This is a genomic window from Frigoribacterium sp. PvP032 (assembly GCF_017833035.1).
In the GTDB taxonomy this organism is placed as follows: Bacteria; Actinomycetota; Actinomycetes; order Actinomycetales; family Microbacteriaceae; genus Frigoribacterium.
On record NZ_JAFIBM010000001.1, the window covers coordinates 2,923,733 to 2,948,720 of the forward strand.

A 24,988-nucleotide genomic window follows, 5' to 3' on the forward strand; every position below is an offset into this window, starting at 1 on the left:
GGCGGACCTCGAGGGAAGCCCGGACGATGCGCCGCGCCAGCATCGCCACCCGCCTCTTCGCCCTGCAGGTCGTCGGGGTCGTCGTGCTCGCCCTCGTCGCCGGGGCGTGGCAGTGGACGAGCGCGCGTGCCGACACCGAGCGTGCGGCAGCCACCCGCTGCACCGCCCTGGCGACCTCGATCGCCGACAACCCGTTCGTGCTCGAGGCCCTCGACACGGACGACCCGTCCGCGTCGCTCGAGCCGTACGCGCTCGACCTGATGCGCGACACGGACACCGACTTCGTCACCGTGATGACGCCCGACCGCACGCGCCTCACGCACCCTGACCCCGCCGAGATCGGCCAGCCGTTCATCGGCACGATCGCCCCTGCGCTCGCCGGGCGGCCGTTCACCGAGACCTACTCGGGCACGCTCGGGCCGTCGGTCCGCGCCGTCGTGCCGGTGCGCGACGACGACGGAGCGGTCGTCGCCCTCGTGGCGGCCGGCGTGACCGTCGACAGCGTGTCCGCGGCGCTCGGCCAGCGCCTCCCCCTGCTCGTCGGCGGGGCCCTCGCGACCGTGGCCCTCGGCGCGCTGGCGGCGTGGCTGCTCAGCCGACACCTCCGGCGGGTGACCCGCGGCCTCGGCGCGGAGGAGCTCGGCCGGGTCAGCGACCACCACGAGGCGGTGCTGCACTCGGTCGGCGAGGGGCTCGTGCTCGTCGACGACCAGGGGCGGCTGACGCTCGCGAACGACCACGCGGCGCTGCTGCTCGGTCTGCCGTCGCTGGTCGACGACGTCGCGAGGCGGTCCGTGCCGGTGGCGGAGCTCCCGCTGCCGACGTCGCTCGCCGTGCTGCTCGCCGGTGGCGACGAGGCCCAGGACGAGGTGCACGTCGCCGACGACCGGGTGCTCGTCGTGAACCAACGGGTCGCCGCCGCGCCGGGGGCAGTCGGCGCAGGGCGGGGCGGCACAGGAGGCGCGGGTCGGGCCGGCGCAGGAGGCGGGGGTCGACGCCTCGGCACCGTCACCACCCTGCGAGACCACACCGAGCTGCGGCAGCTGACCGACGAGCTGCGCACGATGAGCACCCTGTCGGAGGCGCTGCGCTCGCAGACCCACGAGTTCGCCAACCGGCTGCACACGATCGTCGCGCTGATCGAGCTGGGCCGCGCGGACGAGGCCCTCCGCTTCGCCTCGGACGAGCTGGACCTCGGCCAGGTGCTCGCCGACCAGGTCGTCGCTGCCGTCGACGAGCCGGTGCTCGCGGCCCTGCTGCTCGGCAAGAGCGCCCAGGCGCGCGAGCGCGCCGTCGAGCTCGAGCTGAGGGTGTCGCCCGACTTCGGCACGCCGCAGGTGCCGGTGCGCGACCTCGTCACGGTACTCGGCAACCTCGTGGACAACGCGCTCGACGCGGCGGCACCGCGCTGGGCGGGCGCGGGGGCGGGTACCGACGCCGACGTGGAGGCGGACGCCGCGAACCGCGTTCCGAACCATGAACCGCGAAATGACGCAGTTCATGGTTCGGAACGCAGTTCATCCCGCCCCGCGACCGTGAGAGTCGTGCTCGAGCGGCCGGCGCAGGGCGTCGTGCGGATCGCGGTCTCCGACAGCGGCCCCGGGCTGCCCGAGGGGCGCGACGTGTTCGAGCGCGGCGTCAGCACGAAACCCGGGGGCACCGGGGGGCGCGGGATCGGCCTCGCGCTGGTGGCCCAGGTCGCGCGGCGGGCGGGCGGCACCGTCGACGCCCGCTCGACGGAGCACGGCACCACGATCACGGTCGACCTGCCCGAGCCCGGGCACGAGCACGAGGACGGCGACGACGAGGAGGCGGTGGTGCGGTCGTGACCGGCGCCTCCTCGGCCCTGCCCCTGCCCCCGGCTCCGCCGCCGGTGCGGGTGCGGGTGCTCGTCGTCGACGACGAGCCGCTCACGGCGGAGGCGCACGGTGCGTACGTCACGCGGCTCGACGGCTTCGAGCTCGTCGGAGTGGTGCACGACGGCCGCTGCGCCCTCGACCGGCTGCGACAGCCAGGGGTGGACCTCGTGCTGCTCGACCTGACGCTGCCCGACATCCACGGGATCCAGCTCTGCCGGGCGCTGCGAGCGGCCGGCTCGACGGTCGACGTCGTCGCGATCACGGCGGTGCGCGACGTCGCGGTCGTCAAGAGCGCGGTGTCGCTCGGGATCGTGCAGTACCTGATCAAGCCGTTCGGCTTCGCGACCTTCGCGGAGCGGCTCACCGGCTACCTCGCGTTCCGCCGCGGGCTCGACCAGGGCGAGGGGCAGGTCACCCAGACCGAGGTCGACGCGAGCCTCGCGACGCTGCGGACGGCCGCGGCCCCGTCGCTCGCGAAGGGCATCGCGCCGGAGACGCTCTCCGCCGTCGTCGAGGCGCTGCGGGCGGCGTCGGCCACGCCGTCCATGGCTGCCGACGACATGCAGGGGCAGCCCCGAGGAGGTGCGCTGTCGGCCGGCGAGGTCGCCACGGCCGTCGCGGTCTCGCGCGTCACGGCCCGTCGCTACCTCGAGCACCTCGCCGACGCGGGCCAGGTCGACCGCGTGCCCCGGTACGGCGCGCCGGGCCGGCCCGAGCACGAGTACCGCTGGCGCTGAGCTGGCGGGTTCCCCGCGCCCGCGGCGGGTCCGCGCCCGGTGCGGCGGGTTCCCGCCGCCCGCGGCGGGTCCGCGCCCACCCGCCACCGGCTACGGGAACCCGCCGACATCGAGAGAGCCGCGTGCATGCTGCGCCCCGTGGTTCGCAGGAGGCGCGGGGCTCAGCCGGCCGTCAGGCGGAGGACGCGCGCCGTGGGGCCGGTGACCTCCACGACCACCGTGAGCTCCGCCTCCTGCGGGTCCCAGGTCCACGACCAGCCCGCGGGGTCGGCCGGGAAGAACGGCTCGACCCGCACCTCCTGCCCGCGCAGCCCCGGCAGCGGCAGGACGACGCGGTCGTCGTCGCCGGAACAGCGCCAGACGCTGACGTGCGTCACGGCGTCCGCTCCGACACCGGCAGCCGCTCCAGCACCAGAACCCGCACCCCCCGCGGTCAGCGCCAGCGCCGCCCACGCGTCCTCCCACGCCGGCAGCCCGAGCGGCCACGACGGCACCGCGCGCTCGATCGACCCGAGCACCTCGCGGTGCGCCACGACGGCGGCGCGCACGACGTCGCGCTGGGCGGCGTCCATCCGGTTGAGGTGCCCCGAGAGGTACATCCGGCCGAGCACCGCGTTCACGAGCGAGAACGTGAAGAGCTCGGGCTCCATGCCGGCGTGCGGGTAGGCCCAGTGCCCCGCTTGCTCCGGCAGCAGCGCGGCGGGAGCGGCGGCGGCGATGGTCGCGTACATCACCGGGTCCTGCTGGTCGGAGGTCGACTGCACGTGCAGCCGCGACATCATCGCCCAGTCCATCCGCATGGCGCCCGAGGCGCAGTTCTCGATCAGGAGGCGCGGGTGGCGCTCCTGGACCTCGTCCAGCCAGGCGAGCAGCGCCCGCGAGTGCTCGAGCAGGCCTGCGCCCGGTGCGAGCCCGTCGGCGTCGGTGCCCGGGCCCGTCATCGTGTTGTAGTCCATCTTGAAGAAGCCGACGCCGTGGTCGCCGACGAGCCGGTCGACGACCCCGTCGAGGTGCGCCCGCGCGGCGGGGCTGCGCAGGTCGAGCAGGTGCCGCCCGTGGTCGGCGACGCGCGCGCCGCCTCGCGTGAAGAACGCGTCGTCCGGCAGGGAGGCGGCGAGCGGCGACCGCACGCCGATCACCTCGGGCTCGAGCCACAGCCCCGGCACCATCCCCCGCTCGCGGATCCGGTCGAGCACCTCGTCGATGCCGCCGGGGAACCGGCTCGCGGCGGGCTGCCACTCGCCGACCGTGTCCCACCAGTGGCCCTCGGCGTACCAGCCGGCGTCGATGCAGAAGTAGTCCGCGCCGACCTCGGCCGCGGCGTCGATCAGCGGCAGCAGCTTCTCGGTGGTCGGGTCGCCCATCAGCGTGTTCATGTAGTCGTTGAAGACGACGGGCAGGTCGTGGTCGACCTCGCGCACGAGGCGCGTGGCACGTCGCTGGGCCGTCATCGCGGCGAGCACCTCGTCGATGCCGCCCGCGGCCACGGCGAGGGAGGCCGGCGCGGAAGTGAACACCTCGCCGGGGCGGAGCACGAGGCTCCAGTGGTTCTCGGGGTCGGTCGGCCCGGAGAGCAGCAGGTAGGCGCCGTGCCGGGTCTCGCCCAGCTCGAACAACCAGGGCCCGGCGTGCTCGACCTGCCAGGCGAGCGCGGCCGAGCCGTCGCGGGCGAGCAGGGCCGCCGTGGGCACGGCCTCTCCGCTCGACCACGAGCCGCGGTCGCCGACGACGAGCCGCGTGCGCGGCGGCTGGTGCTGCACGTCGCGGTCGATGCGCGCGAGCCCGGCCTCGCGCAGCGGGGTCGTCGACCAGCGGCTCTCGGCCACCCAGTCGTTCGCCGCCGTCGCGAGGGCGAAGGCGTCGACGTCGTCGTCGCGGCCGAGGAACGCCCCGGTCGCGATCGTCGACACGGCGTCGAGGGTGAGCGGGGAGGCGCTGGGGGCGAGGCCGACCTCGGTGTGCGTGCGGAACGCGGGCACCGCCTCCTGCGCCTCGAAGACGCTGGTGACGACGAGGCCCGACGCGTCGTCGCGCTGCTCGATCCGCAGCTGCGCCGTGCCGTCATCGGCGACGCGCGCCTCGTGCGACACGTGCCGGAGGGCCGCGCCGAGCACCGTGTCGACGTGTCGGAAGCTGCCGGGGAACCGCCCGTGCCCGAACGCCGACACCTCGACCAGGGCCTGCAGGAGGCGGTCGGGCACGTCGCCCTCGTCGCCCGGCCAGAGCGCGGGTGCGACGGCACCGGAGCCGGTGCCCTGATCCGGCACCGCCCCAGACGCCGCCCCCGACACCGCGGGTGCGCCCCCGGGCTCGATCGCGATCAGCGCGACCGGCGCGTCGTCGGGCAGGGCGAAGGTCAGGTGCAGGGCCCCGGTGCCCCAGTGCAGCAGCCGCACGTCAGCGCACCGCGGCCTTCGCGGCGAGCGCGTCGCCGGCCGGGGCCGATCCTGCCTGCACCCACGCCCCCGCGTAGTGGTCGAAACAGATCGAGTTGTCGATGCTCGCGCGGTCGGGCGCCGACTCGTCGCTGACGACCTTGCCGACCCGCTCGGGGTCGGGCGCGGCGAGCGCGAGCAGCTTCGTGTAGTCGTGGTGCGGGTCGAGGATGACGTCGTCGGCCGGCCCGCGCTCGACGACGCGGCCGCGGTAGAGCACGAGGATCTCGTCCGAGAAGTGCCGTGCGGTGGCGAGGTCGTGGGTGATGTAGAGCACGGCGAGGTTGTCCTCGCGCTGCAGCCGGCCCATCAGGTTGAGCACGCCGAGGCGGATCGAGACGTCGAGCATCGAGACCGGCTCGTCGGCGATGAGCACCTGGGCGCCGGGAGCGAGGGCGCGGGCGATCGCGATGCGCTGACGCTGGCCGCCGGAGAGCTCGTGCGGGCGACGGGCGGCCATGTCCTCGGCGGGGCGCAGGTTGACGCGCTCGAGCATGTCGAGCACGCGCTCGTGCGTCTCGAGCCGCCCCTTGGTGCGGCGGTGGATCTTGAGCGGCCGCGCGATGTGGTGCTCGATCGAGTGGAACGGGTTCAGCGAGGCGAACGGGTCCTGGAAGACCATCTGGACGTGGCGGCGGTAGACCGAGCCCATCACGGGCGTGCCGTCGTCGAGCGTGACGTCGATCTTGCCGGAACTCGGCTTCTCGAGCTTCGCGAGCATGCGTGCGATGGTCGACTTGCCCGAGCCGGACTCGCCCACGAGGGCGACCGTGCGGCCGGGCAGCAGGTCGAACGACACCGAGTCGACGGCCCGGAACGCTTCGCGGCCGATGCCCTTGCGGACCGAGAAGTCCTTGGTCAGGTCCCTGACGTGGATGCTGGTCATCGCTGGTCCTCCAGGTCGTCGGGGTCGGGCAGCACGATGGTGCGGGTGTCCTGCTCGACGGGCGACCCCTCGTCGACGCCGGTGCGGATGAACGCCCCGCGCGAGCCGCTGAGGCTCGGGAACGAGCTGAGCAGGCGGCGCGTGTAGGGGTGCTGGGCGTCGGCGTAGATCTGCTGGGCGGTGCTCAGCTCGACGATCTCGCCCTGCAGCATCACCGCGATGCGGTCGCTGATCTCGAGCAGCAGCGGCAGGTCGTGGGTGATGAACACGACGGCGAAGTCGAGCTCGTCGCGCAGCCGGACGATCTCGCGCAGGATGTCGCGCTGCACGACGACGTCGAGGGCCGTGGTCGGCTCGTCCATGATCATGATCTGCGGCTCGAGCAGCATCGCCATCGCGATCATCACGCGCTGGCGCATGCCGCCGGACAGCTCGTGCGGGTACGAGCGCAGCCGCACCGGGTCGACCCCGACGCGCTCGAGCACCTCGGCCGCCCTGGCACGCCGCTGCGCCTTGCTCATCTGCTTCTCGTGCGTGACGAGCACGTCGTCGAGCTGGGTGAGGATCGTCGTCACCGGGTTGAGCGCGTTCATCGCGCCCTGGAACACCATCGACAGCTTCGACCAGCGGAACGCCCGCAGCTCCTGCTCGCCGAGGGCCAGCAGGTCGACGTCGGTGCCGTCGCGGTCGTGGAACGTGATCGACCCCGTGGCGATGCGCGCCGGGGGCTTGTGCAGCCGGTTGATCGCGTAGGCGAGGGTCGTCTTGCCGCAGCCCGACTCTCCCGCCAGCCCGAGGATCTCGCCGGGCGCGAGCGTCAGGCTCGCCGACTTGACGGCCGTGACCGGGTTCTCGACCTCGTAGACGACCGTGAGGTCGTCGATGGTCAGCACCGCGTCGCGACGGGTGCGGGGCCGGGACGCTGTGGGCGCCTCCTGCGTGGGGGTCATCGGGAGGCCTTCTTCGCGAGACGGGCGCGCTTGCGGTGCAGGCGCACGTTCTTGAGCTTGGGGTTGATGATCTCGTCGATCGAGAAGTTGATCAGCGAGAGGCCGGTGCCGAACAGGGCGATGATCAGGCCGGGAGGGCCGAACCACCACCAGGCGCCGAGCGGCAGGGCGAAGCCGTTCTGCGCGTAGAACAACATCGTGCCGAGGGTGGACGAGTTGGAGGCGCCGAGGCCGAGGAAGGACAGGCCCGCCTCCCCGAGGATGGCCGCGATCACCGCGAAGACGAACTGCGACGCGAGCACCGGCAGCAGGTTCGGCAGGATCTCGACCGAGATGACCCGCCACGGCTTCTCGCCGGCGACGCGGGCCGCAGCCACGTAGTCACGGCTGCGGATCGACAGGGTCTGCGCCCGCAGCACGCGGCTGGACGCTGCCCAGCCGGTGATGGCGAGCACGACGCCGATGGTCCAGAGGCCGCGCTGCTCCTGGGGCACGAAGCCCGAGATCACGATGACGAGCGGCAGGCCGGGGATCACGAGGAACACGTTCGAGAAGAGCGAGAACGCCTCGTCGGTGAAGCCGCCGATGTAGGCGCCGAGGATGCCGAAGAAGGCCGACAGGGCCGTCGCGAGGATGCCGACGATCAGGCCGATCTGCAGTGAGCCGCGGGTGGCCCAGGCGAGCTGGGCGAAGACGTCCTGCCCGGTCTGGGTCGTGCCGAGGAGGTGCTGGGCCGACGGGCCGGTCAGGCCGATGTCACGGATGACGGTCGGGTCCTGCACGAAGAACGGGCCGACGATGCCGAAGAGCGCGATGGCGCCGACGAGGCCGAGCCCGGCGGCGAGCCACGGGGTCATGGTCGGCAGCATCAGCCGCCAGGCGGAGCGCCTCGGCTTGCCGAGGTCGGCGGCCTCGGCGGCGAGCTGCGAGGTCGAGTCGACGACCGTGGTGGTCGTGTCGGGGGCGACGTTCGTCATGGGTGCTGCCTCCTGCTGATGGTGCGGCGGGCGACGCTGGTGTGGCGGCCCAGGCCGGTGCGGCGGGCCATCAGCTGCGCGCCCGGGTGCGGGGGTCGATGATCCCGTAGAAGAGGTCGACCACGAGGTTGGCGCCGAGCACGGCCAGCGTGATGAACAGGAAGATCCCCTGCATCAGCGCGTAGTCGTTGTTCGTGACGGCCGAGAGGAGCTTGCCGCCGATGCCCGGGTACGAGAACACCTGCTCGGTGACGATCGAGCCGGAGACCACGAAGCCGAGCGAGATGGCGAAGCCGGCGACGCTCGGCAGCACCGCGTTGCGGGCCGCGTAGCCGCGGAGGATGCGGCCCTGGCTGAGGCCCTTCGCCTGCGCCGTGAGCACGTAGTCCTCCGACAGCGTCGACACCATCATGTTGCGCATGCCGAGCAGCCAGCCGCCGATCGAGGCGATGACGATCGTGAGCGCCGGCAGGAACCCGTACTCGATCGCCGACGAGATGAACTGCCAGTTCAGCCCCGGGTCGAGCACGACGTCGTAGCCGCCCTGCGAGGGGAACAGCCGCAAGGAGGTGGCGAGCACGTACACGAGGATCAGCGCGAGCCAGAAGTAGGGCACCGCCGCCAGCAGCGTGGTGGCCGGCACGAGCGAGTCGAGCCAGGTGCCCGGCTTCCAGCCGACGAACGCGCCGAGCAGGACGCCGAGCGCCGCGCCGATCACGGTCGCCAGGCCGACGAGGACGATCGTCCAGGGCAGCGACGACCCGATGACCTCGGTGACCGGGGTCGGGAAGTAGCCGACCGAGATGCCCAGGTCGCCCTTGAAGATGTTGATCAGGTAGTTCCAGTACTGCACCGGGAGCGGATCGGAGGAGTCGCCTCCGAGGAGGAGCTCGTACGCCTTGCGGGTGTCGGGGGTGACGATCCCGCCGCGCTGCTGCAGCTTGGCCAGCAGGATGTCCACCGGGTTGCCCGGCAGCAGGCGCGGGATCAGGAAGTTGATGGTCAGCGCGGCCCAAAGGGCGACCGCGTAGAAGCCGAGCTTCCGGACGAAGTAGTTCACGTGTCCTCACCTGTCCTCACGACGACGAGCTCCTCCTCCGCCACGGCTACTCGCCGACCGGCTTCAGGGACTTGAAGATGATCGAGTTGTCCGGCGAGGCCCAGATGGCGGGGAACGCGTAGAGGTCGTCCATCGTGGGCCAGCCGGTGAACTTGGACGAGTGGTACTCGCTCGTCGTGCCGCCGGTGAGGACGGGCACGTAGGGCATGTCCTCGACGATCGCCTGCTGGATCACGTCGAACTGCGCCTGGCGCGCCTCCGTGTCCTCGGGGTTCGTGGCCTTGAGCGTCTCGAGGGCCGCGTCGACCGCGGGGTCGCTGAAGCGGGCCATGTTCGTCGGTGCCGCCTCGCCGACCGCCGCCGTGTAGGCGGTGTTGAAGTACTGGTCGTAGAGGTAGTACGGGTCGGACGCGGCGCCCTGGCCGAGCGAGTCGATCGCGAGCTGGTAGTTGCCCTTGCTCTTCTTGTCGGTCCACTCGTTCCACGACGACTGCGAGGCGGTCAGCGAGATGCCGGCGGCCTTCAACTGCTGGCCCATCGTGTCGATCGCGGTGATGTAGTCGGTCCAGCCGGTGACGACCTCGACGGTGAGCTTCAGCTCCTGGCCGTCCTTGGCGTAGATGCCGTCGGAGCCCTTGGCGTAGCCGGCGTCCTCGAGCAGCGACGAGGCCTTGTCGAGGTCGGGGGCCGACGGGGCGACGGGCTCGGCGACGGCGCTCGAGATGAGGTCCTCCTGCGTGCTCGTCAGCGCGAACGTCGGCGACACCTCGCTGGCGGTGTCCTGGAACGCGAGGGAGTTCACCTGGTCGCGGTTCAGGGCGTAGTAGATCGCCTGGCGGACGGCCGGGTCGGTCTGGGGGCCCTCGCAGCCGAGGTCCGCGTTCGAGCAGGTCATCAGCGCGACCTGGTTCTGCGGGATGGTGACGGCGTCGTAGCCGGGGTAGTTCTTCGAGACGTTCTGGATGTCGGGCACCGGGCCGGTCTGCCAGTCGATCGTGCCGGCAGCGAGCGCATCGGCACCGGCCGTGTTGCCGGACAGCGACAGGTAGCGGACCTTCTTGACCGCGGGCTCGCCGCCCCAGTAGCTCGGGTTGGCGGCCAGCGTGAAGGCCTGCGCCTTGAAGTCGTCCATCGTGTACGCGCCGGTGCCGACGGGCTCGGCGATGACGTCGGTCGTGGGGTCGATGTCGCTCCACAGGTGCTCGGGCACGATCGGCGTGCGGCCGAGCAGGGCCGGGCCGGTCACGAACGCCGGGTGGTCCCAGGTGAACGTGACGTGGGTGTCGTCGGCGGCGGTCACGGCACCGTCGAAACCGTTGGTGTTGATCGAGGGGGTGTCGAGCAGCATCTCGAAGGTGAACACGACGTCGTCGGCCGTGAAGGCCTCGCCGTCGGACCAGGTGGCGTCGTCGCGCAGGGTCACGTCGAGCTGCGTGCCCTCGTCGTTCCAGGTGTACTCGCTGCCGAGCAGGGGCTCGTAGGCCTCGGTGTTGACGTTGGTGACGAAGAAGAGCGACTCGTAGATCGCGCCGATGCCGCCGATGGAGGACGGCGAGTACGGGTTGAAGTTGATCTGGTAGTCGCCGGCCTGGCCGGTGTAGACGACGAGCGTGTCGCTCGGGCTGCTTGAGCCCGAGCCGCCGGCGGAGCAGCCGGTGAGGCCGAGGGTCAGCGCGGTGGCGGCGGCTGCCGCCCCGATCGCCCAGGCCCTGCGGACGGGCCGGGGGCCCGTGGTTGCGCGGAGGAACATCGTTGATCCTTTCCCAGGGCGCGACCACTCGGGGCAGTCGACGCCGACTTCGTTGTCACAGGCGGGCTGGGCCGCGCTGTCGGGTCATTGTTACCCGACTAAATTAAGTCCGTCAAGTTTGTGGGAGCAAGCCTCAGGAACTGTGACCGGACCGTTGCCGGTCGACGGCAGGCGACGAGGAGGCGCGATTCAGGAACGAGGGCGGCTGCGGTCCTGAGTCGTGCACGGATCAGGACGGCGCCTCCCCCCGTGGCGAGGATCAGGACCAATGTTCCTGAATGAGGAGCAGGTCAGCGGCGGGGCGGGGCGGTGGTGCCGCGGACGACGATCTCGCTGTCGGGGGCGCGGACCAGCATCGACGGTCGCCCGTCGAGCATCGCGAGCACGGTGCGGGTCGCCGACTCCCCGAGCGACGGCACGTCGCGGCTGACCACGGACAGCGGGGGCGTCGCGAGCTGGCAGAGGGGCGAGTCGTCCCACGCGAGCAGCGAGAGGTCGTCCGGCACCGAGACGCCGAGGTCGGCCGCGGCAGCCAGCCCGCCGACCGCCATCGCGTCGTTGTCGTAGACGATCGCCGTGGGCCGCAGCGGGCCACTCAGCAGCCGGCGGGTCTGCGCCTCGCCGCTCGCCTCCGAGTAGTCGCCCGGCAGCACCAGGCCGCTCGCGCCTCCTCGTCCGACCGTGAGGTCGAAGGCCTCCGAGCGAGCGCGGGTGTGGCCGAGCTCGACGGGGCCGCTGACCCGGCCGATCACGTAGTGGCCGAGACCGACGAGGTGCGCGACGGCCTGGCGCATCGCCCCGCGGTCGTCGACCTCCACGGTCGAGACGCCCCCGCCCTGCGGCTCCTGGCCGAGGACGACCGTGGGCAGGCCGAGGGCGGCGAGCACGGGCAGTCGCGGGTCGTCGTCGACGAGGTCGGCGAGCACGACGCCGCGCACCCACCCCTGGTCGGCCCAGCGGCGGAAGCACGCGAGCTCGTCGTCGTGGTCGGCCACGAGCTGCAGCAGCACCGTCGCCCCTGCGCGGGTGGCCGCTGCCTCCATGCCCGCGAGGAACGCCGTGTGGAACGGGTCGATGCCGAGGCTGAAGGGCGCCCGGCGCTGCACGAAGCCGATCGCCGGGAGGGAGGGAGGCGCGCCGGCCGTGCCGGCGCCCACGGGCTGGGACACCACTGCAGTATCGACCATCTCGGGCGTGACGGCCGACCTCTGCAGCCGAGGAGGCGCCTCCTCCGTGACGGAGCCGGTGAGGACCCCGGTCAGGGTGCCACCGCCAGCAGCAGCCCGTTCGCGTGGCGCAGCACGGCCCGGCCGGCGAGCGCGTCCGGGTCGAGGCTCAGGGCACCGTGTCGACCCGCGACGCGGAACGTGGTCGACTCGCCCGCCAGCAACGTGACGAGCCCGCTGTCGACGACGGCGCGCGGGTCGACCACGTCGACGAGCAGGGTCACGTCGCGTGCGTAGCTGCGCGCCGTGACGGTGACCAGCCAGGCGTCGCCGTCGCGGGCGACCTCGGTCGTGACGGGGTCGGGGTCGAGCCGCTGGTCGACGACCTCGGCCGCGTCCCAGAGCGCCCGACCGGAGCCGAAGCCGGGCACGACGGCGACGAGCAGCTCGGCGACGGGGTCGAGCGCGTCGACGAGCGTCGGCGGCACGGCGAGCTCGACGCTGCCCCGCGCGTCGACGGCCGCGGGCACCACGACCTCGTCGAGCACGTCGCCCGCGAAGGTCGTGCGGCGCAGCACGACGTCGCCCGCCCACGCGTCGTCGACGTCGTTGAGCAGCACCAGCGCGAGCGAGTCGCCGCGCGGCTGGATCGTGGCCAGGCGCGGCGAGTAGCAGTCCCGCAGGGCGAACCAGAGCGGCTTGCGGTGCTCGGCGAAGTCGACCGCTGCCCACGAGGTGACCGGCCAGTCGTCGTTCAGCTGCCACACGATCGTGCCCGTGTTCAGCGGCGCCAGCGACCGGAAGTGCTCGATGCCGAAGCGGATCGCGGCGGCCTGGTTGAGCTGCGTGGCCCAGTGCCAGTCCTCGATCGTCGCCGGTGCCGGCAGGTGGCCGCGCATGCCGCGCTCGAGCTTGAGGTTGCCCTCGTCGGCCTTCTGGTGCACGAGCATCTCGTGGCCGTACGGGTCGAGCGGCTCGTCGTGCACCGACCCGACGAGCGTCGACCAGGCGGGCGGGCCCTGGAACCCGAACTCCGAGACGAAGCGGGCCGGGTAGTCGCGGTAGGCCGTGTAGTCACGCTGGTTCCAGACGTCCCAGATGTGCATCGTGCCGTGGCGGTGGTCGTTCGGGTGCACGTCGTCACCGGCAGCCGCAGGGTCGGCGAACGAGTACGGGCTGCCCGGCGAGTACGCACGGGTGCCGTCGAGCTCCGCGACGAGGCGCGGCAGCAGGTCGAGGTAGTAGCCCTCGCCCCAGGTGCGGCCCTGCAGGTCGGCCTTCCAGCCCCAGTCGACGAAGCCCCAGATGTTCTCGTTGTTCCCGTTCCAGATGATCAGCGAGGGGTGCGGGCTGAGCCGGGTGATCGCCTCGCGGGCCTCGGCCTCGACCTCGACCGCCAGCCAGTCCTCCTCGGCGTAGGCCGCGCAGGCGAAGAGGAAGTCCTGCCAGACGAGCACGCCGGCCTCGTCGCAGGCGTCGTAGAAGTCGTCCGACTCGTAGATGCCGCCGCCCCAGACGCGCAGCAGGTTCATGTTGGCCTCGGTCGCGTCGGCCACGCGGCGCCGGTAGCGGCCGCGGTCGATCTCGGTGACGAACGCGTGGTCGGGGATCCAGTTCGCCCCGCGAACCTGCACGACGCGCTCGTTCACGAGCACGACGAAGGGGGTGCCGTCGGCGTCCGGCGTCGTGTCGACGCGCACGGTGCGGAAGCCGACCCGCGAGGCCCAGGAGGCGGTCGCCCGGTCGGGCGCACCGCCTCCCGCGCCGTCGCCCGCGGGCGTCGCGGTCACGGAGACGCCGTACAGCGGCTGGTCGCCGTGGCCGAGGGGCCACCAGAGCCGCGCGTCGGGGACGACGAGCGCGAGCGCGGCGTCGGCCGTGCCGGCCGCGACGACGACGCTCGCGTGGGCGACGCGGTCGCCCTCTGGTGAGGTCACCTGGACGACGAGGTCGTGGTCGCCGGTCGTGACGCCGTCCCACTCGAGCGCGACGCGGGCGTCGAGGGTGCCGGTCGTGCCGGTGGTGCCGGTCGTGCCTGTCGTGCCGGTCGTGCCTGGCGTGCCGTCCACTCGGACCAGAGGCCGCACCGAATCGATGCGCACGCCCGACCACGAGTCGAGCCCGATCGGGCGCCAGATCCCGGCACCCGCGACGTCGACGCCCCAGTCCCAGCCGAACGAGCTGGCCTGCTTGCGCAACGTGTTGAAGGGGTGGTGGTTGACGTGGGGCAGGGCACCGTGGCGCAGGACCCGGGCCTCGACCTCGGCGACGGGCGCCGCGAACGTGACGGTGAGGGCGTTCTCGCCCTCGACCAGCGCCTCCCTGACGTCGATCCGGTAGCTGCGGTGCTGGTTCTCGGTCTCGGCGACGACCCTGCCGTTGAGCTCGATCGTCGCGACGGTGTCGAGGCCGAGCGCGACGAGGTCGTGCCGGGCGGACCCGTCGTCGTGCCAGGTGAACGTGGTCGAGAAGCGCCACGAGGTGTCGCCGATCCACTGCTGCGCCGACTCGGCGTCGCCGTCGAACGGGTCGCTGATCAGGCCGGCGGCGAGGAGGTCGGTGTGCACCTGGCCGGGCACGGTCGCCGGGACGCGTCGGCCGACGACGCTCTCGGGCACCGGGCCGGTCACGGCCTCGACGGTCCAGTTGGCGTGCAGGGGGGAGAAGGCCATGGTGTCCCTTTGCGTCCAGGGGTCTCCGACCCCTTCGTCAAACGGCCTAAGTAAGCCGTCTGGACCCTAGACTAAGCGCTGGAGGTACCACATGGTCAACCCGCGCCTGCTCTCGAGCGCACCGACGAGCCGCGGGCTCGCCTTCGACCTGATCCGGTCGCAGGGCCCCATCAGCCGGGTCGAGCTCGCCGAGCGCACCGGGCTGACGCAGGCCACGATGTCGAACGTCGTGCGGCAGCTGATGGTCGACGGGCTCGTCGTCGAGGCCGGCCGCCGCGAGTCGACCGGGGGCAAGCCCCGCACCCTGCTCAGCATCGACCCGCTCGCCCGCTTCGCACTCGGCGTGCAGCTCGGCGCCGACGCGGTCACGGTCGTGCTCACCGACCTCGGCGGGGCGATGGTCGGCCGCCTCCGCACCCACGGCGTCTACGGCGAGGCGCCCGACGCCGCGGTCGCGCGCATCGCCGCGGTCGTCGCCGACTTCCTCGGCGGGCTCGGCGTCCCCGCCGAGCGGGTCGCCGGCCTCGGCCTCGTCACCCCCGGCCCGATCGACCTCGAGCACGGCAGCATCCACGGCGCTCCGCCGTTGGAGGCGTGGGCAGGGTTCCCCCTGGTCGACGCGTTCCACCGCGCCACCGGCCTGGCGGTCGTCCTCGACAACGACGCCACCGCGGCCGCCATCGGCGAGTTCTGGGGCGGCTCCGTCGCCGACTCGGCCGCCCACTGCACCGTCTACTACGGGGCCGGCATCGGGGCGGGCATCGTGCTCGACGGCGTCGTGTTCCGCGGGGCCAGCTCGAACGCGGGCGAGCTCGGCCAGGTGATGAGCCGTGCGCCGGGGCCGTTCCTGTCGAACACGACCGTCGAGAAGCTCGCCGGTCCGGTCGGGGTCGCCCTCCGGGCCCGGGCCGCCGTCGCTGCCGGACGCGAGGCCGGCTTCGCCCTCACCGGGCTGACCGACCCCTACGCCGACTTCAGCGTCGTCGCCACGGCCGCCGTGCACGGCGACCCGCTCGCCCTCGAGCTGATCCGCGACTCGGCCGAGCACCTCGCCGCGGCCGTCGTCTCGATCGCCAACGTGCTCGACCTCGACTCGATCGTGCTCGCGGGGCCGAGCCTCGCCATCGCCGGTGCCCTCTACCTCGAGGCGGTGCGACGACGCGTCGACGAGGACTTCTTCGCCCAGGCGGCCCACGGCGTCAGCGTCGAGCTGTCGGCGTACGTGGCCGACGCCGCCGCCGTCGGCGGGGCCGCGCTCGTGCTGCAGCGCGAGATCGTGTCCCGCCCGGGCGGCGGCGCGCCCGCGAGCCCGTCCGCACCCGCCAGCCCGTCCGCACCGGCCAGCCCGTCCGCACCGGCCAGCCCGTCCGCACCGCCGACTCCCCCTGCACCGTCCACCCCGGAGGCATCATGACCAGCTCGTCCTCGTTCGCCTTCCCCGAGCCGACCGCGACCCCGCTGCGCGGCGGACCCGCACTCCGCTGGGGCGTGATCGGCACCGGCGAGATCGCGGGCGACTTCACCGACGCCCTGCACGCGCACACCGACCAGCGGGTCGTGGCCGTCTCGTCGCGCACGCTCGACAAGGCCGAGCGGTTCGCCTCCTCCCACGGCGTCGCCACGGCGGTCGAGGGCCAGGAGGCGCTGGTCGGCCTGGCCGAGGTCGACGTCGTCTACGTCGCCACGCCCCACACCAGCCACGTGCCCGACGCGCTGCTCGCGATCGCGGCCGGCAAGCACGTGCTGGTCGAGAAGCCGTTCGCGACGACGACGGAGGAGGCGGACCGCCTGATCGCCGCCGCCCGGGCGGCCGGCGTGCTCGTGATGGAGGCGATGTGGACGCGGTACGTGCCGCACAGCACCGTGCTTGCCCGGCTGCTCGCCGACGGCGCGATCGGCGACGTCCGGCTCGCGACGGCCGACGTGGCGTGGGCGAACGACCTGTCGTCCGGCGGGCGGATGGCCGATCCGTCGCTCGGCGGCGGCGCGCTGCTCGACATCGGCGTCTACGCCGTGTGGTTCGCGCAGTTCGCGATCGGCCGGCCCGCCGAGGTGCGGGCGACGGGCACCACCCGTGCCGACGGCGTCGACCTGGAGGCCGCGATCGCGCTCCGCACCGCCGAGGGCCGCGTCGGCACCGCCGTCACCAGCTTGCTGACGACGTCGCCGGGCCTCGGCACGATCAGCGGCTCGACCGGCACGGTGCGGATGCTCGAGCACCTGGTCTTCCCTGCCTCCTTCGAGCTGGCCACGGCCGGCGGCACGGCGACCTGGCACGACCCGTCGGTGCTGCGCGGCCGCGACGGCCTCGCCTACGAGGCGACGGCGCTGGCGGCGTTCGTCGCCGAGGGCCGCACGGACTCGCCGCTGCACTCGCTCGACGACGCACGGTCGGTGACGGCCGTGCTCGAGACGACCCGCGCCTCCTTGACGGTGGTCTGAGGCCGCCGGTCGGCACCTGGCCGACCATGGCCGCCCCCACCGGAGCACGGGCGAGTTCGTCGCGAACGGGCGGTCGTGACGGCCCGCGCACGACGAACCCGCCCGGAGTCCCGGAAGGCAGCCCGTCGGGCCCCTCAGGCTCCTTACGAGCGGGGCACCCGCACGGTCAGCCCGCCCGGCTCGATCCAGGTGCGGAAGCCCGTGGCGACGCCGAAGCCGTCGCCGTCGACCTCGATGTCCTCGGGCGCCTTCAGCTCGACCTCGATCTGCTTCGCCTTGACGTAGCGCAGCGCCTCGTTCTCGGTGCCCGGCAGCTTGTCGGCGAACGGCAGGCGACGGACGACGCCGTTCTCCCAGAAGACCTTGTAGAGGATGTGCGCCCAGCCGCGGACGCCCTTCGGACGCAGCAGCAGGATGTCGAACAGGCCGTCGTCGATCGCCGCGTCGGGCAGCAGCACGATGTTCGCGGGCAGGGCGCCGCAGTTGCCCACGATGATCGTGTGCGCGTGCATGTCGCGCTGCTTGCCGCCGTCGATCTTGTACCTGAACACGAGCTGGTTCTCGTCGCGGAGGGTCGCGACGAGCGCCTTGACGTAGGCCAGCCAGCCGACCTTCTTCTTCAGGTCGTCGTCGGTGTTCGCGAGCATCTTCGCGTCGATGCCGAGGCCGGTCATCACGACGTAGACGTGCTCGCTCGACGAGCCGTCCTCGCGGCGGATCTCGAGCATGCCGAGGTCGATGTCGCGGTCCTCGCCCGAGAAGGCGGTCTCGAGGGAGTTGTCGAGGTCCTCGAGGGTGAGCTTGAGGTTGCGGGCGAGCAGGTTGCCCGTGCCGCTCGGCAGCAGGGCGAGCGAGGCGTCGGAGGCGTGCACCGTCTCGGCGACCGCCCGCACGGTGCCGTCGCCGCCGGCCGCGATGACCATCGTCGCCCCGGCTTCGAGGGCCTCGCGGGCGGGGCCCTGGCCGGCGTCGTCCTCGCTCGTCTCGAACCAGAGCGTCGTGCCCCAGCCGGCGGCGCCCTCGGCACGGGCGACCGCGGCCTTCACCGCGTCGAGGTCGATCTTGATCGGGTTGTAGACGACCGCGGCGACCCGTGTCGCCTGGGACGACGCGGAGTCGGTCGACGCGTCGGTCGAGGAGGCGGTGGCGGCGTCGGCTCCGGACGTCACGGGGGGCGTCGGGTCGGTGTCAGTGGTCACCCGTCGATGATGCCACCGCGACGGCACGGCGGGCCCGGACGGGTGTCCGGCGCAACTCCGGAAGCCGCGGCGCCTGACTCCTGAATCGTGCACTGATCAGGACCGCGAGTCCTGCGCACTGCGAACTCAGGACCCAGGTTCCTGAATGAGGAGAGCGCTGAACGGCGTGGGGCGGGCGGCGCAGGAGGCGCGGGTCAGGCGTCGACGGAGGGGACGGAGGCGGTCGCGATCTCGGCGCCGTCGGCACCGCGCACCTCCACGGAGACGACGTGCTCGCGCAGCACCGCCGCGTTCATCCGGCAGTCGATCGTCACGTCGGTGCCGAGGAACGTGCCCGACTCGTGCTCGACTCCCGCGTCGTCGACGACGACGACAGAGAACGCGTCGCCGACGGGCAGCCCGTCCACGGTCAGCACGGTCTCGGTGCCCCAGGTGTGCGCCACGAGGTCGCCGTCCACTGCGACGCCGGAGGGCTCGCCGCCGAAGGCCACGTGCTCCACGGCGCCGAGGGTGCCGGGCGGGCCGGCGACGTGGGCGTCGCGCGGCGTCGCGGCCAGCACGCCGCCGCCGACGCCGACCGCGACGCACGCGGCTGCCCCGAGCACGGTGAGGGCGATGCGCCGCGAGCGGCGGGGGCGCAGGGAGACCACCGTCGCCGCCGCCGGAGCCGCGGCCGGACCGCTCGAGGCGACCGCCGCCTCCTCGGCTCGCTCGTGTCGGAAGTCGGGCACGTCTCGGGAGTCAGGTTCGGCGTGGGCCACGGCCGACTCGATGCGCTCGCGCAGTGCGGCGTCGACCGCGGCGTCCTGCCAGGTGCCGACGGGCTCGAGCCGGGCGACGACCCCGCCGAGGGAGGCGATCTCGTCGTCGACGGTCGGGTCGACGACGCGCAGGGCGTCGAGCTCGACGGCCTCGTCGGGCGACAGGTCGGAGGCGAGCGCGGCGGCGATCAGCTCGGCGCGGCGGTCGGCGGCGGGGTCGGGGCCGGCGGGGTCGGACGTGGGGTCGGTCACGAGCGGTTCTCCCCGTCGTCGAGGTGGTTGCGGAGGGCACGCAGGGCGTAGAAGCAGCGCGTGCGGAGGGTGGCGACCGGGACGCCCGACAGGTCGGAGAACTCCTGGTAGCTGAGCCCGGTCAGGTGGACGGCGACCACGACCTCGCGGTGCTCGTCGCTGAGCCGTGCGAGCCCCTCGACGATGCCGAGGCGCTCGAGCGGGTCGGTCGCGGGGGCCGCCTGCTCCGGCGCGTGCTCGTCGGGCACCAGCACCGGGGTGCGCTGACGGGCGCGGTGCACGTCGAGCACGACCCGCCGCTCGATCGCGAACAGCCAGGTGCGCGCGCCGCCGCGAGCAGGGTCGAAGGAGGCGCGGGCACGCCAGGCGCGGAGGAACGTCTCCTGCACGCAGTCCTCGGCGAGGGGGCGGTCACGGAGGGCGTTGACCGCGAAGCCGAGCAGGGCCGAGCCGTGCTCCGCGAAGGCGGCGGACACGTCGAGGCCGGTCGAGGTGCTCGGCGCCGCGGAGCCGGGAGACGAGGGGCCGGGCGTCGGCTGGCTCATCGTGCTCCCCTCCTGCGTGACGGGACGCGTCAAGACGAGCGACATCCGGCTCCTCTCAGCCTACGGGGCGGCTCCCGGCGGATCACCGGAGCTCTCGGAGGGGAGTACGTCGGGGAGCCCGCGCGCGTTCACCGACGCGACCGGTCTCGTCTGCTGCGCCGCGCCTCCTCGGCGTCGACCTCAGGACTGGCGGACGAGCGACGGGATCTTCTCGCGGAAAGGGAAGAAGCCCCTCGAGGCATGCGGCCAGGCGACGCTGTCCCAGCGTCGCCGCACCGTGACCAGGGCGATCCCCTCGGCCTCGAGCACGGGACGGAGCCGCCCGAGCCGCTCGTGGACAGGGCCGATCGGCGCGTAGGGGACGACCACCGCGTCGAGCCCCTCCGACCGCGCCCAGCTCACGACGGAGCCGGGCTCCGCGTCCGCGAGCACCTGGGCTGACCGTCCGCCCGCGTCCCGGGTCCGCTCCGCGGCGTCCTCGACGGCGGCCGACGTGAAGGCGGCCACGGCGTCCGAGACCCCGGCGGGGGAACGCCCGCCCGGTTCCGCGTGCACGGCCGCGGCCGCCACGTCGCCGAGGAGCCCTGGACGCTCGGCGAGCAGGCTCGTCGCCTCGAGGTCCTCCTCGTGCAGCAGCAGCCCCGCGCGGTCGCCGACGACCCCCACGACGTCCTCCGGCTCGAGGGGGGTCCGGGACGGGAACGGCTCCTCGTCGAGCGCGCGGGCCGTCGTGGCCAGGCCGCTCGGCGAGAACCGACCGTCGGTGAAGCGGGAGATGTTCGAGGCCGTCGCGAGGTACGTCTTGCCCCTGGTCTGCAGACCGGCCACCCACCTCCACGACAGGGTGTTCGAGGCGGCGTCGCCGTCGAGCAGGTGCCGGTAGAAGAAGTCGGCGCCGAGCTGCCAGGGAAGGCCGAGCGTGAACACCCAGATGCTCGCGAACCACATGCGCGTGTGGTTGTGCAGGTACCCGGTGTCGACGAGCTCGCGCACCCAGGCGTCCATCGCGTCGATGCCGGTCCGCCCCGCGACCGCGGCCTCGTACCCGTCGGGCAGCTCACCCGCGAGCAGGTCGCGGACCTCGACCCGGTACCGCCGCCACACCTCCGGGTTCTGCTCGAGCCAGCCCTTCCAGTAGGTGCGCCAGAACACCTCCTGCACGAACTTCTCGGCTGCCCTGGGCGTGTGCTCGTCGAGGACGGCGCCGACCACCTCCTGCTCCGTCAGGAGGCGGTGGCGAAGGTACGGGGACAGCCCGGAGACGTTGCTCCGCGAGGGCCCGAGGTCGAGGTTGCGGTCGCGGGCGTAGGCGCCGCCGGCGCGGGGGACGAAGTCGTCGAGAGCGTCGAGACCGGCGGCTCTGGTGGGGATGGACACCTGCCCATCATGCGACTCGCGGTGTGGCGGAGGCTGACCACGACCGCCTCGCCGCGCCCCGCCGAGGTCTCGTCAGAACTTTCTCGGATCTCCGGTGAACGCCCGACGGGTCGTCGCCGTAGGCCCTCGTGACAGGCGTCGTCCGACCGGGCGGCGTGACGCGCCGCCCCGACGGGCCGGCGTCCACGAGAGGCAGAGGAAGCATGACGATGAAGCGTTCCGTCCGACACCTGACCATCGGAGGCGCGGCCGCGGCCGCCGCCACCCTGATCGTGGCCGCGCCCGCCGCGGCCGAGACCACCGTGCCAGAGCCCAGCTCGTTCACCAGCGCCTACACGGTGATGGCGACGCCCGACCAGGTCATCAACAACGACGGCGTTGCCGTCGCCGGCGAGCCGGGGGCCACCGGCACCTTCGACTTCCGCATCAACTCGGACACCGAGGTGATCTGCTACGACATCACCCTGACCGGCGTCACCGGCGACTACCAGAGCCCGGCGAAGACGGCGACGCACATCCACCAGGCCGCTGCCGGACAGCCCGGCCCGCCGCGCATCGCGTTCCCGAACCCGACCGACGCGGACGGCGACGGCGTCCGCGAGGCCAGCGGCTGCCTGCAGGGCCCCTTCACCACCGGCGTCACCAACGACGCGGGTGCCGACACCGGCACCGGCTTCACGCTCGCGCAGATCGAGGCGGACCCGGCCGGCTTCACCGGCGACTCGCACACGGCGGCCTTCGCTGCGGGCGTCGTCCGCGGCCAGCTGACCCAGGTGCCGGTCGGCGGCGTCGACACCGGCGCCGGCGGAGCGGCCTCGGCCGTCGCCGCGGGCACGTCCGCGTCGTCCAGCACGGACAGCGGAGCGCTCGTCGGCGCCGCCGCGGTCGGCGGGCTCGTGCTCGTCGGAGCGACCGGCCTCGTGCTGCGTCGTCGGGCCGCCGCACGGGCATGACCCCTCTGGTCGGTGCGCGTCGCACGGGCGGCCCCCTGCGGGGAGCCGCCCGTGCGGCGCGCCCTGGCACACCCGGGCGCACGCAGCGGGTGCCGGCGGGCCTCGGGCTCGGGCTCGGGCTCGGGCTCGCCGCCGTCCTCGCGCTGACGGGGTGCGCGTCGGGGATGGCCGAGCCCTTGCCGTCGAGCTCGCCGCGCGCGGAGGCGAGCGGTGCGCCGTCCTCCCCCGCGCCTCCTGCGATGCCGTCGCCTGGGTCGCCGTCGCCGTCGCCTGCTTCGCCGGCGCCCGCGCCCGCCTTCGGGATCGGGGCCGAGCCTGCCCGAGTCTCGGTCCCGGCCATCGAGCTGGACGAGCCCTTGATCGGGCTCGGGATCGCCTCGACCGGCGCCATGGAGGTGCCGGTCGACGCCGACGAGGTCGGCTGGTTCACGGGAGGCGGACGTCCCGGTGGTCGCGGCCCGACCGTGATCGCTGCCCACGTGGACTCGACCACGGGCCCGGCGGTGTTCTTCCGTCTGTCGGAGCTCGTTGCCGGCGACGAGGTGACCGTGACGACCGTCGAGGACGCCGCGGTGCGCTACGTCGTGGACGAGGTCGTGGACGTGCCCAAGGCGGAGTTCCCGACCGCGCGGGTCTTCGGAGCCCAGCCGACCGACCAGCTGCGGCTGATCACCTGCGGCGGGGTCTTCGACCCCGGCTCGGGCCACTACGACCAGAACCGCGTCGTCTTCGCGTCGCCCGCCGCCTGACCGCGTCCGCGCTGCCGCGTGCGCGCTGCGCTGCGTCCGCTGCGCCGCGTGTCCGCTACGCCGCGTGTCCGCGACGCCGCGTGCGCGCTACGCGGCGTGTCCGCTGCCCCACGTACGCGCTGCGCCGGCACGCCTGCCTGTCCGTCGGCACGCCCGCACGCGTTGCGCCGAACGAGCTCTCGCAGCGAACTCCGTCGAGGGCGGGTGATCCGGGTCGAGGGCGGGTCGGCGCGGACCCGCCCTCGACCCGGATGACCCGCCCTCGGCCCGAGGACACGGGAAAGTCGCGCGCCGAGATGGTCCGACTCGCCGACTCACGCGAGGAGGCCTGCCCGACCGAGACACGCCTGCCGCAATTCAGGATGCCGCGGTCACGGGCTCCTGAATCGTGCACAGGTCAGGACTCCGACTCCTGAGCCCGCGGAAATCAGGACTCGCGTTCCTGATGAGGAGAGCCGAGAGCCGAGAACGTGCGTCGCACCCGCACCCGCACCCGCACGGACGCGCAGACCGGCACCGGCGGCAGTTCCCGTCGAGGGCGGGCCAGCGCGGTCGAGGGCGGGTAAGCGCTGACCCGCCCTCGACAGCGCTGACCCGCCCTCGGCAGAGGACACGTGTCGTCGGCGACGACGGAGGGCCGGACCGCTCACGCGACCCGGCCCTCCGGTGCCTCCAGGGGAGGCGCCTCCGTCGAGGCTCAGCGGCGACGCGTCCTGCGGTGCGCCGTGACGACGAGCGCCGTGCCGACCGCGGCGAACAGCAGCGCGATCAGCGCCGGGGCGAGGGACTCGCCACCCGTGAACGCGAGCGACGAGTCGGACGAGCTCGGCGACGCGGGCTGACGCGTCGGCGACGTCGCGCTCGGCGTCACGGGCGTGACGGCGGTCGCGGCGGGCGTGATCGCTGCAGGCGTGGTCGTGACTGGCGGCACGACCGCCGGAGGCGTCGTCACGGGAGGCGTCGTCACCGGGGGCGTGGTCACGGGCGGCGTCGTCACCGGGGGCGTCACGACCGGCGGCACGTCGGTGCCGTCGGCCTGGCCTCCGGCGCTGGCCTGGCGGGTGACCGTCTGCGCCGGGAACGACTCGGGCGTGGCGCCCTCGGTGCGGCTCAGCACGGTGACGGCGCCGTTCGAGAAGCTCTGGGCCGAGCCCGTCCCGGTGGCGGCCGCGAGGTCGACGGGTGCGACGAGGCGGTAGAAGTGACCCTCGGGCGCGGCCGGCCAGGTGACGGTGACCTGGCTCTGGCTGCAGGCCACGGAGGAGGAAGGAACGGCGAGGGCCTCCGTCGTGCCCGGCACGTTCAGGCCGGCGGCGTCGGACTGGCGGTCCTCGAACCTCAGCGAGCTGCAGGCGAAGGTCCAGGTCTGACCGGCCGGACGGGTGTCCGTCGTCGTGGCGGCGACGAACGGCCCGACGGGGGTGTCGACGCGGTACTCGAGGGCGCCCAGCGGGTTCGTGCGGCCCTGGTCGGACCGGGTGAAGACGCCGCGCTTCGACGCGGCGAGGTGGGTGCCGACCTGCGCCTGCGGAGTCACCTCGGTGGTGAAGGTCGCACCGCCCTCGACGACGGAGGTGAAGGGCGAGGCGCTGCCGGCCGGGGTCCTCTCGGCGTCGAAGCCCGACTCGATGAAGGCCGATCCCCTGACGCCCGTGTGCGTCTCGACGAAGTCGGTGAAGGTCACCACGAGTCGGACGTTCGCGGGGGCGCCGTTCGCGGCCGTGGTCTTCACGAGCACGGCGTTCGCGACGATCTCGCCGGTCGCGAGGTCGAGCACGGGGAACGTGTCGGGCAGGTCCTTCAGCCGGGGGCTGAGCTGGACCGTGAAGCTGTCGCCGGCGACGGCGTCGGCCGGCACCGTGAAGTCGAGCGTCGTCGTGACCGAGGCGTCCTGTCGCGGCGTGGTCGGGCTGACCACGATGTCGGTGACGGCACCGGGCAGGTTCGCACCGGGGGTCGGCGCGGCAGCGGCGGCTGCGGTCGCCGCGACGGGCTGGGCGGCGGAGGCCGGAGCTGCGGCGCCCAGGGCGAGGCCCCCGGTCGCGAGCGTCAGGGCGATCGCCGCGGCCAGGCCCGCACGGCGGTGAGGCCGGTGCAGGGACGAGGAGGCGACGGGCGCCTCCCGCAGGAGGGTCGAGGTCGGGAGGAGGCGCGGATCGGCGACGATCCCACGGGTTCTGGGCATTCGGGTGCTCTCTGTCGGGGCCCGCTCGGGTGG

General features: G+C 73.4%; 19 protein-coding genes. 6 read left to right on the forward strand and 13 right to left on the reverse strand.

Annotated features, from left to right (window positions below; all coding sequences use genetic code 11):
* The first annotated feature begins 26 nt into the window (after window positions 1–26).
* Both JOE35_RS13420 and JOE35_RS13425 read left to right on the forward strand, forming a co-directional pair.
* Window positions 27–1,829 (forward strand): ATP-binding protein, encoded by a 1,803-nt coding sequence (locus JOE35_RS13420; RefSeq protein ID WP_209561478.1) that lies wholly within the window; start codon window positions 27–29, stop codon window positions 1,827–1,829.
* Window positions 1,826–2,596: a response regulator gene (locus tag JOE35_RS13425; RefSeq protein ID WP_307803092.1), complete on the forward strand. Its 771-nt coding sequence runs from the start codon at window positions 1,826–1,828 to the stop codon at window positions 2,594–2,596. Before JOE35_RS13420 ends, JOE35_RS13425 begins: the two co-directional genes overlap by 4 nt.
* Before the next feature lie 161 nt (window positions 2,597–2,757).
* Here the strand turns inward: JOE35_RS13425 and JOE35_RS13430 are convergent, their stop codons facing one another.
* The 8 genes from JOE35_RS13430 to JOE35_RS13465 all read right to left on the reverse strand — a co-directional run bounded on the left by JOE35_RS13430 (window position 2,758) and on the right by JOE35_RS13465 (window position 14,492).
* Window positions 2,758–4,992, reverse strand: a complete 2,235-nt coding sequence (locus JOE35_RS13430) for a glycoside hydrolase family 36 protein (protein ID WP_209561479.1) — start codon at window positions 4,990–4,992, stop codon at window positions 2,758–2,760.
* Between the two features lies 1 nt (window position 4,993).
* Window positions 4,994–5,917, reverse strand: a complete 924-nt coding sequence (locus tag JOE35_RS13435; RefSeq protein WP_209561480.1) for an ABC transporter ATP-binding protein — start codon at window positions 5,915–5,917, stop codon at window positions 4,994–4,996.
* Window positions 5,914–6,867, reverse strand: a complete 954-nt coding sequence (locus JOE35_RS13440; protein WP_209561481.1) for an ABC transporter ATP-binding protein — start codon at window positions 6,865–6,867, stop codon at window positions 5,914–5,916. The genes JOE35_RS13435 and JOE35_RS13440 overlap by 4 nt, the downstream gene beginning before the upstream one ends.
* Window positions 6,864–7,844 carry an ABC transporter permease gene (locus JOE35_RS13445; RefSeq protein ID WP_146903700.1) on the reverse strand — a complete coding sequence of 327 codons (981 nt, stop codon included), beginning with the start codon at window positions 7,842–7,844 and terminating at the stop codon, window positions 6,864–6,866. Before JOE35_RS13445 ends, JOE35_RS13440 begins: the two co-directional genes overlap by 4 nt.
* Before the next feature lie 70 nt (window positions 7,845–7,914).
* The gene (locus JOE35_RS13450; RefSeq protein ID WP_146903697.1) at window positions 7,915–8,904 is read right to left on the reverse strand and encodes an ABC transporter permease; all 990 of its coding nucleotides are present in this window, start codon (window positions 8,902–8,904) and stop codon (window positions 7,915–7,917) included.
* A gap of 46 nt (window positions 8,905–8,950) precedes the next feature.
* The gene (locus tag JOE35_RS13455) at window positions 8,951–10,654 is read right to left on the reverse strand and encodes an ABC transporter substrate-binding protein (RefSeq protein ID WP_209561482.1); all 1,704 of its coding nucleotides are present in this window, start codon (window positions 10,652–10,654) and stop codon (window positions 8,951–8,953) included.
* 290 nt (window positions 10,655–10,944) lie between these two features.
* Window positions 10,945–11,823 (reverse strand): LacI family DNA-binding transcriptional regulator, encoded by an 879-nt coding sequence (locus tag JOE35_RS13460; protein ID WP_209561483.1) that lies wholly within the window; start codon window positions 11,821–11,823, stop codon window positions 10,945–10,947.
* Between the two features lie 89 nt (window positions 11,824–11,912).
* A complete protein-coding gene (locus JOE35_RS13465; protein WP_209561484.1) occupies window positions 11,913–14,492 on the reverse strand; it encodes a glycoside hydrolase family 2 protein in 2,580 nt (859 codons plus the stop codon).
* Between the two features lie 91 nt (window positions 14,493–14,583).
* Between JOE35_RS13465 and JOE35_RS13470 the strand changes: the two genes are divergently transcribed.
* Window positions 14,584–15,906, forward strand: a complete 1,323-nt coding sequence (locus JOE35_RS13470) for an ROK family transcriptional regulator (protein WP_209561485.1) — start codon at window positions 14,584–14,586, stop codon at window positions 15,904–15,906.
* Window positions 15,903–16,934: a Gfo/Idh/MocA family protein gene (locus tag JOE35_RS13475; RefSeq protein ID WP_209561486.1), complete on the forward strand. Its 1,032-nt coding sequence runs from the start codon at window positions 15,903–15,905 to the stop codon at window positions 16,932–16,934. The genes JOE35_RS13470 and JOE35_RS13475 overlap by 4 nt, the downstream gene beginning before the upstream one ends.
* Window positions 16,935–17,077: 143 nt before the next feature.
* Here the strand turns inward: JOE35_RS13475 and JOE35_RS13480 are convergent, their stop codons facing one another.
* The 4 genes from JOE35_RS13480 to JOE35_RS13495 all read right to left on the reverse strand — a co-directional run bounded on the left by JOE35_RS13480 (window position 17,078) and on the right by JOE35_RS13495 (window position 21,068).
* On the reverse strand, window positions 17,078–18,133 hold the full coding sequence (locus JOE35_RS13480) for a diacylglycerol kinase family protein (protein ID WP_307803093.1): 1,056 nt from the start codon (window positions 18,131–18,133) through the stop codon (window positions 17,078–17,080).
* 194 nt (window positions 18,134–18,327) lie between these two features.
* Window positions 18,328–19,146 carry a hypothetical protein gene (locus JOE35_RS13485; RefSeq protein ID WP_209561487.1) on the reverse strand — a complete coding sequence of 273 codons (819 nt, stop codon included), beginning with the start codon at window positions 19,144–19,146 and terminating at the stop codon, window positions 18,328–18,330.
* A complete protein-coding gene (locus JOE35_RS13490; RefSeq protein ID WP_209561488.1) occupies window positions 19,143–19,736 on the reverse strand; it encodes a sigma-70 family RNA polymerase sigma factor in 594 nt (197 codons plus the stop codon). The genes JOE35_RS13485 and JOE35_RS13490 overlap by 4 nt, the downstream gene beginning before the upstream one ends.
* 135 nt (window positions 19,737–19,871) lie before the next feature.
* Window positions 19,872–21,068 carry an FAD-binding domain-containing protein gene (locus tag JOE35_RS13495; protein WP_209561489.1) on the reverse strand — a complete coding sequence of 399 codons (1,197 nt, stop codon included), beginning with the start codon at window positions 21,066–21,068 and terminating at the stop codon, window positions 19,872–19,874.
* Window positions 21,069–21,277: 209 nt separating this feature from the next.
* On the opposite strand from JOE35_RS13495, the gene JOE35_RS13500 reads away from it, so the two are divergent.
* Both JOE35_RS13500 and JOE35_RS13505 read left to right on the forward strand, forming a co-directional pair.
* Window positions 21,278–22,021, forward strand: a complete 744-nt coding sequence (locus JOE35_RS13500) for a CHRD domain-containing protein (protein WP_245186120.1) — start codon at window positions 21,278–21,280, stop codon at window positions 22,019–22,021.
* Window positions 22,022–22,110: 89 nt separating this feature from the next.
* Window positions 22,111–22,770 carry a class F sortase gene (locus JOE35_RS13505; RefSeq protein ID WP_307803094.1) on the forward strand — a complete coding sequence of 220 codons (660 nt, stop codon included), beginning with the start codon at window positions 22,111–22,113 and terminating at the stop codon, window positions 22,768–22,770.
* A 697-nt stretch (window positions 22,771–23,467) separates the two neighbouring features.
* Here JOE35_RS13505 and JOE35_RS13510 read toward each other — a convergent pair.
* Window positions 23,468–24,955, reverse strand: a complete 1,488-nt coding sequence (locus JOE35_RS13510) for an Ig-like domain-containing protein (protein WP_209561491.1) — start codon at window positions 24,953–24,955, stop codon at window positions 23,468–23,470.
* Window positions 24,956–24,988 lie beyond the last annotated feature (33 nt).

Bases quoted from the DNA above. Each gene is read 5' to 3' on its own strand.
- JOE35_RS13445 (WP_146903700.1), bottom strand. From the start codon at position 7,844: ATGACGAACGTCGCCCCCGACACGACCACCACGGTCGTCGACTCGACC.
- JOE35_RS13420 (WP_209561478.1), top strand. From the start codon at position 27: ATGCGCCGCGCCAGCATCGCCACCCGCCTCTTCGCCCTGCAGGTCGTC.
- JOE35_RS13500 (WP_245186120.1), top strand. From the start codon at position 21,278: ATGAAGCGTTCCGTCCGACACCTGACCATCGGAGGCGCGGCCGCGGCC.
- JOE35_RS13435 (WP_209561480.1), bottom strand. From the start codon at position 5,917: ATGACCAGCATCCACGTCAGGGACCTGACCAAGGACTTCTCGGTCCGC.
- JOE35_RS13475 (WP_209561486.1), top strand. From the start codon at position 15,903: ATGACCAGCTCGTCCTCGTTCGCCTTCCCCGAGCCGACCGCGACCCCG.
- JOE35_RS13510 (WP_209561491.1), bottom strand. From the start codon at position 24,955: ATGCCCAGAACCCGTGGGATCGTCGCCGATCCGCGCCTCCTCCCGACC.
- JOE35_RS13465 (WP_209561484.1), bottom strand. From the start codon at position 14,492: ATGGCCTTCTCCCCCCTGCACGCCAACTGGACCGTCGAGGCCGTGACC.
- JOE35_RS13455 (WP_209561482.1), bottom strand. From the start codon at position 10,654: ATGTTCCTCCGCGCAACCACGGGCCCCCGGCCCGTCCGCAGGGCCTGG.
- JOE35_RS13490 (WP_209561488.1), bottom strand. From the start codon at position 19,736: ATGTCGCTCGTCTTGACGCGTCCCGTCACGCAGGAGGGGAGCACGATG.
- JOE35_RS13440 (WP_209561481.1), bottom strand. From the start codon at position 6,867: ATGACCCCCACGCAGGAGGCGCCCACAGCGTCCCGGCCCCGCACCCGT.
- JOE35_RS13470 (WP_209561485.1), top strand. From the start codon at position 14,584: ATGGTCAACCCGCGCCTGCTCTCGAGCGCACCGACGAGCCGCGGGCTC.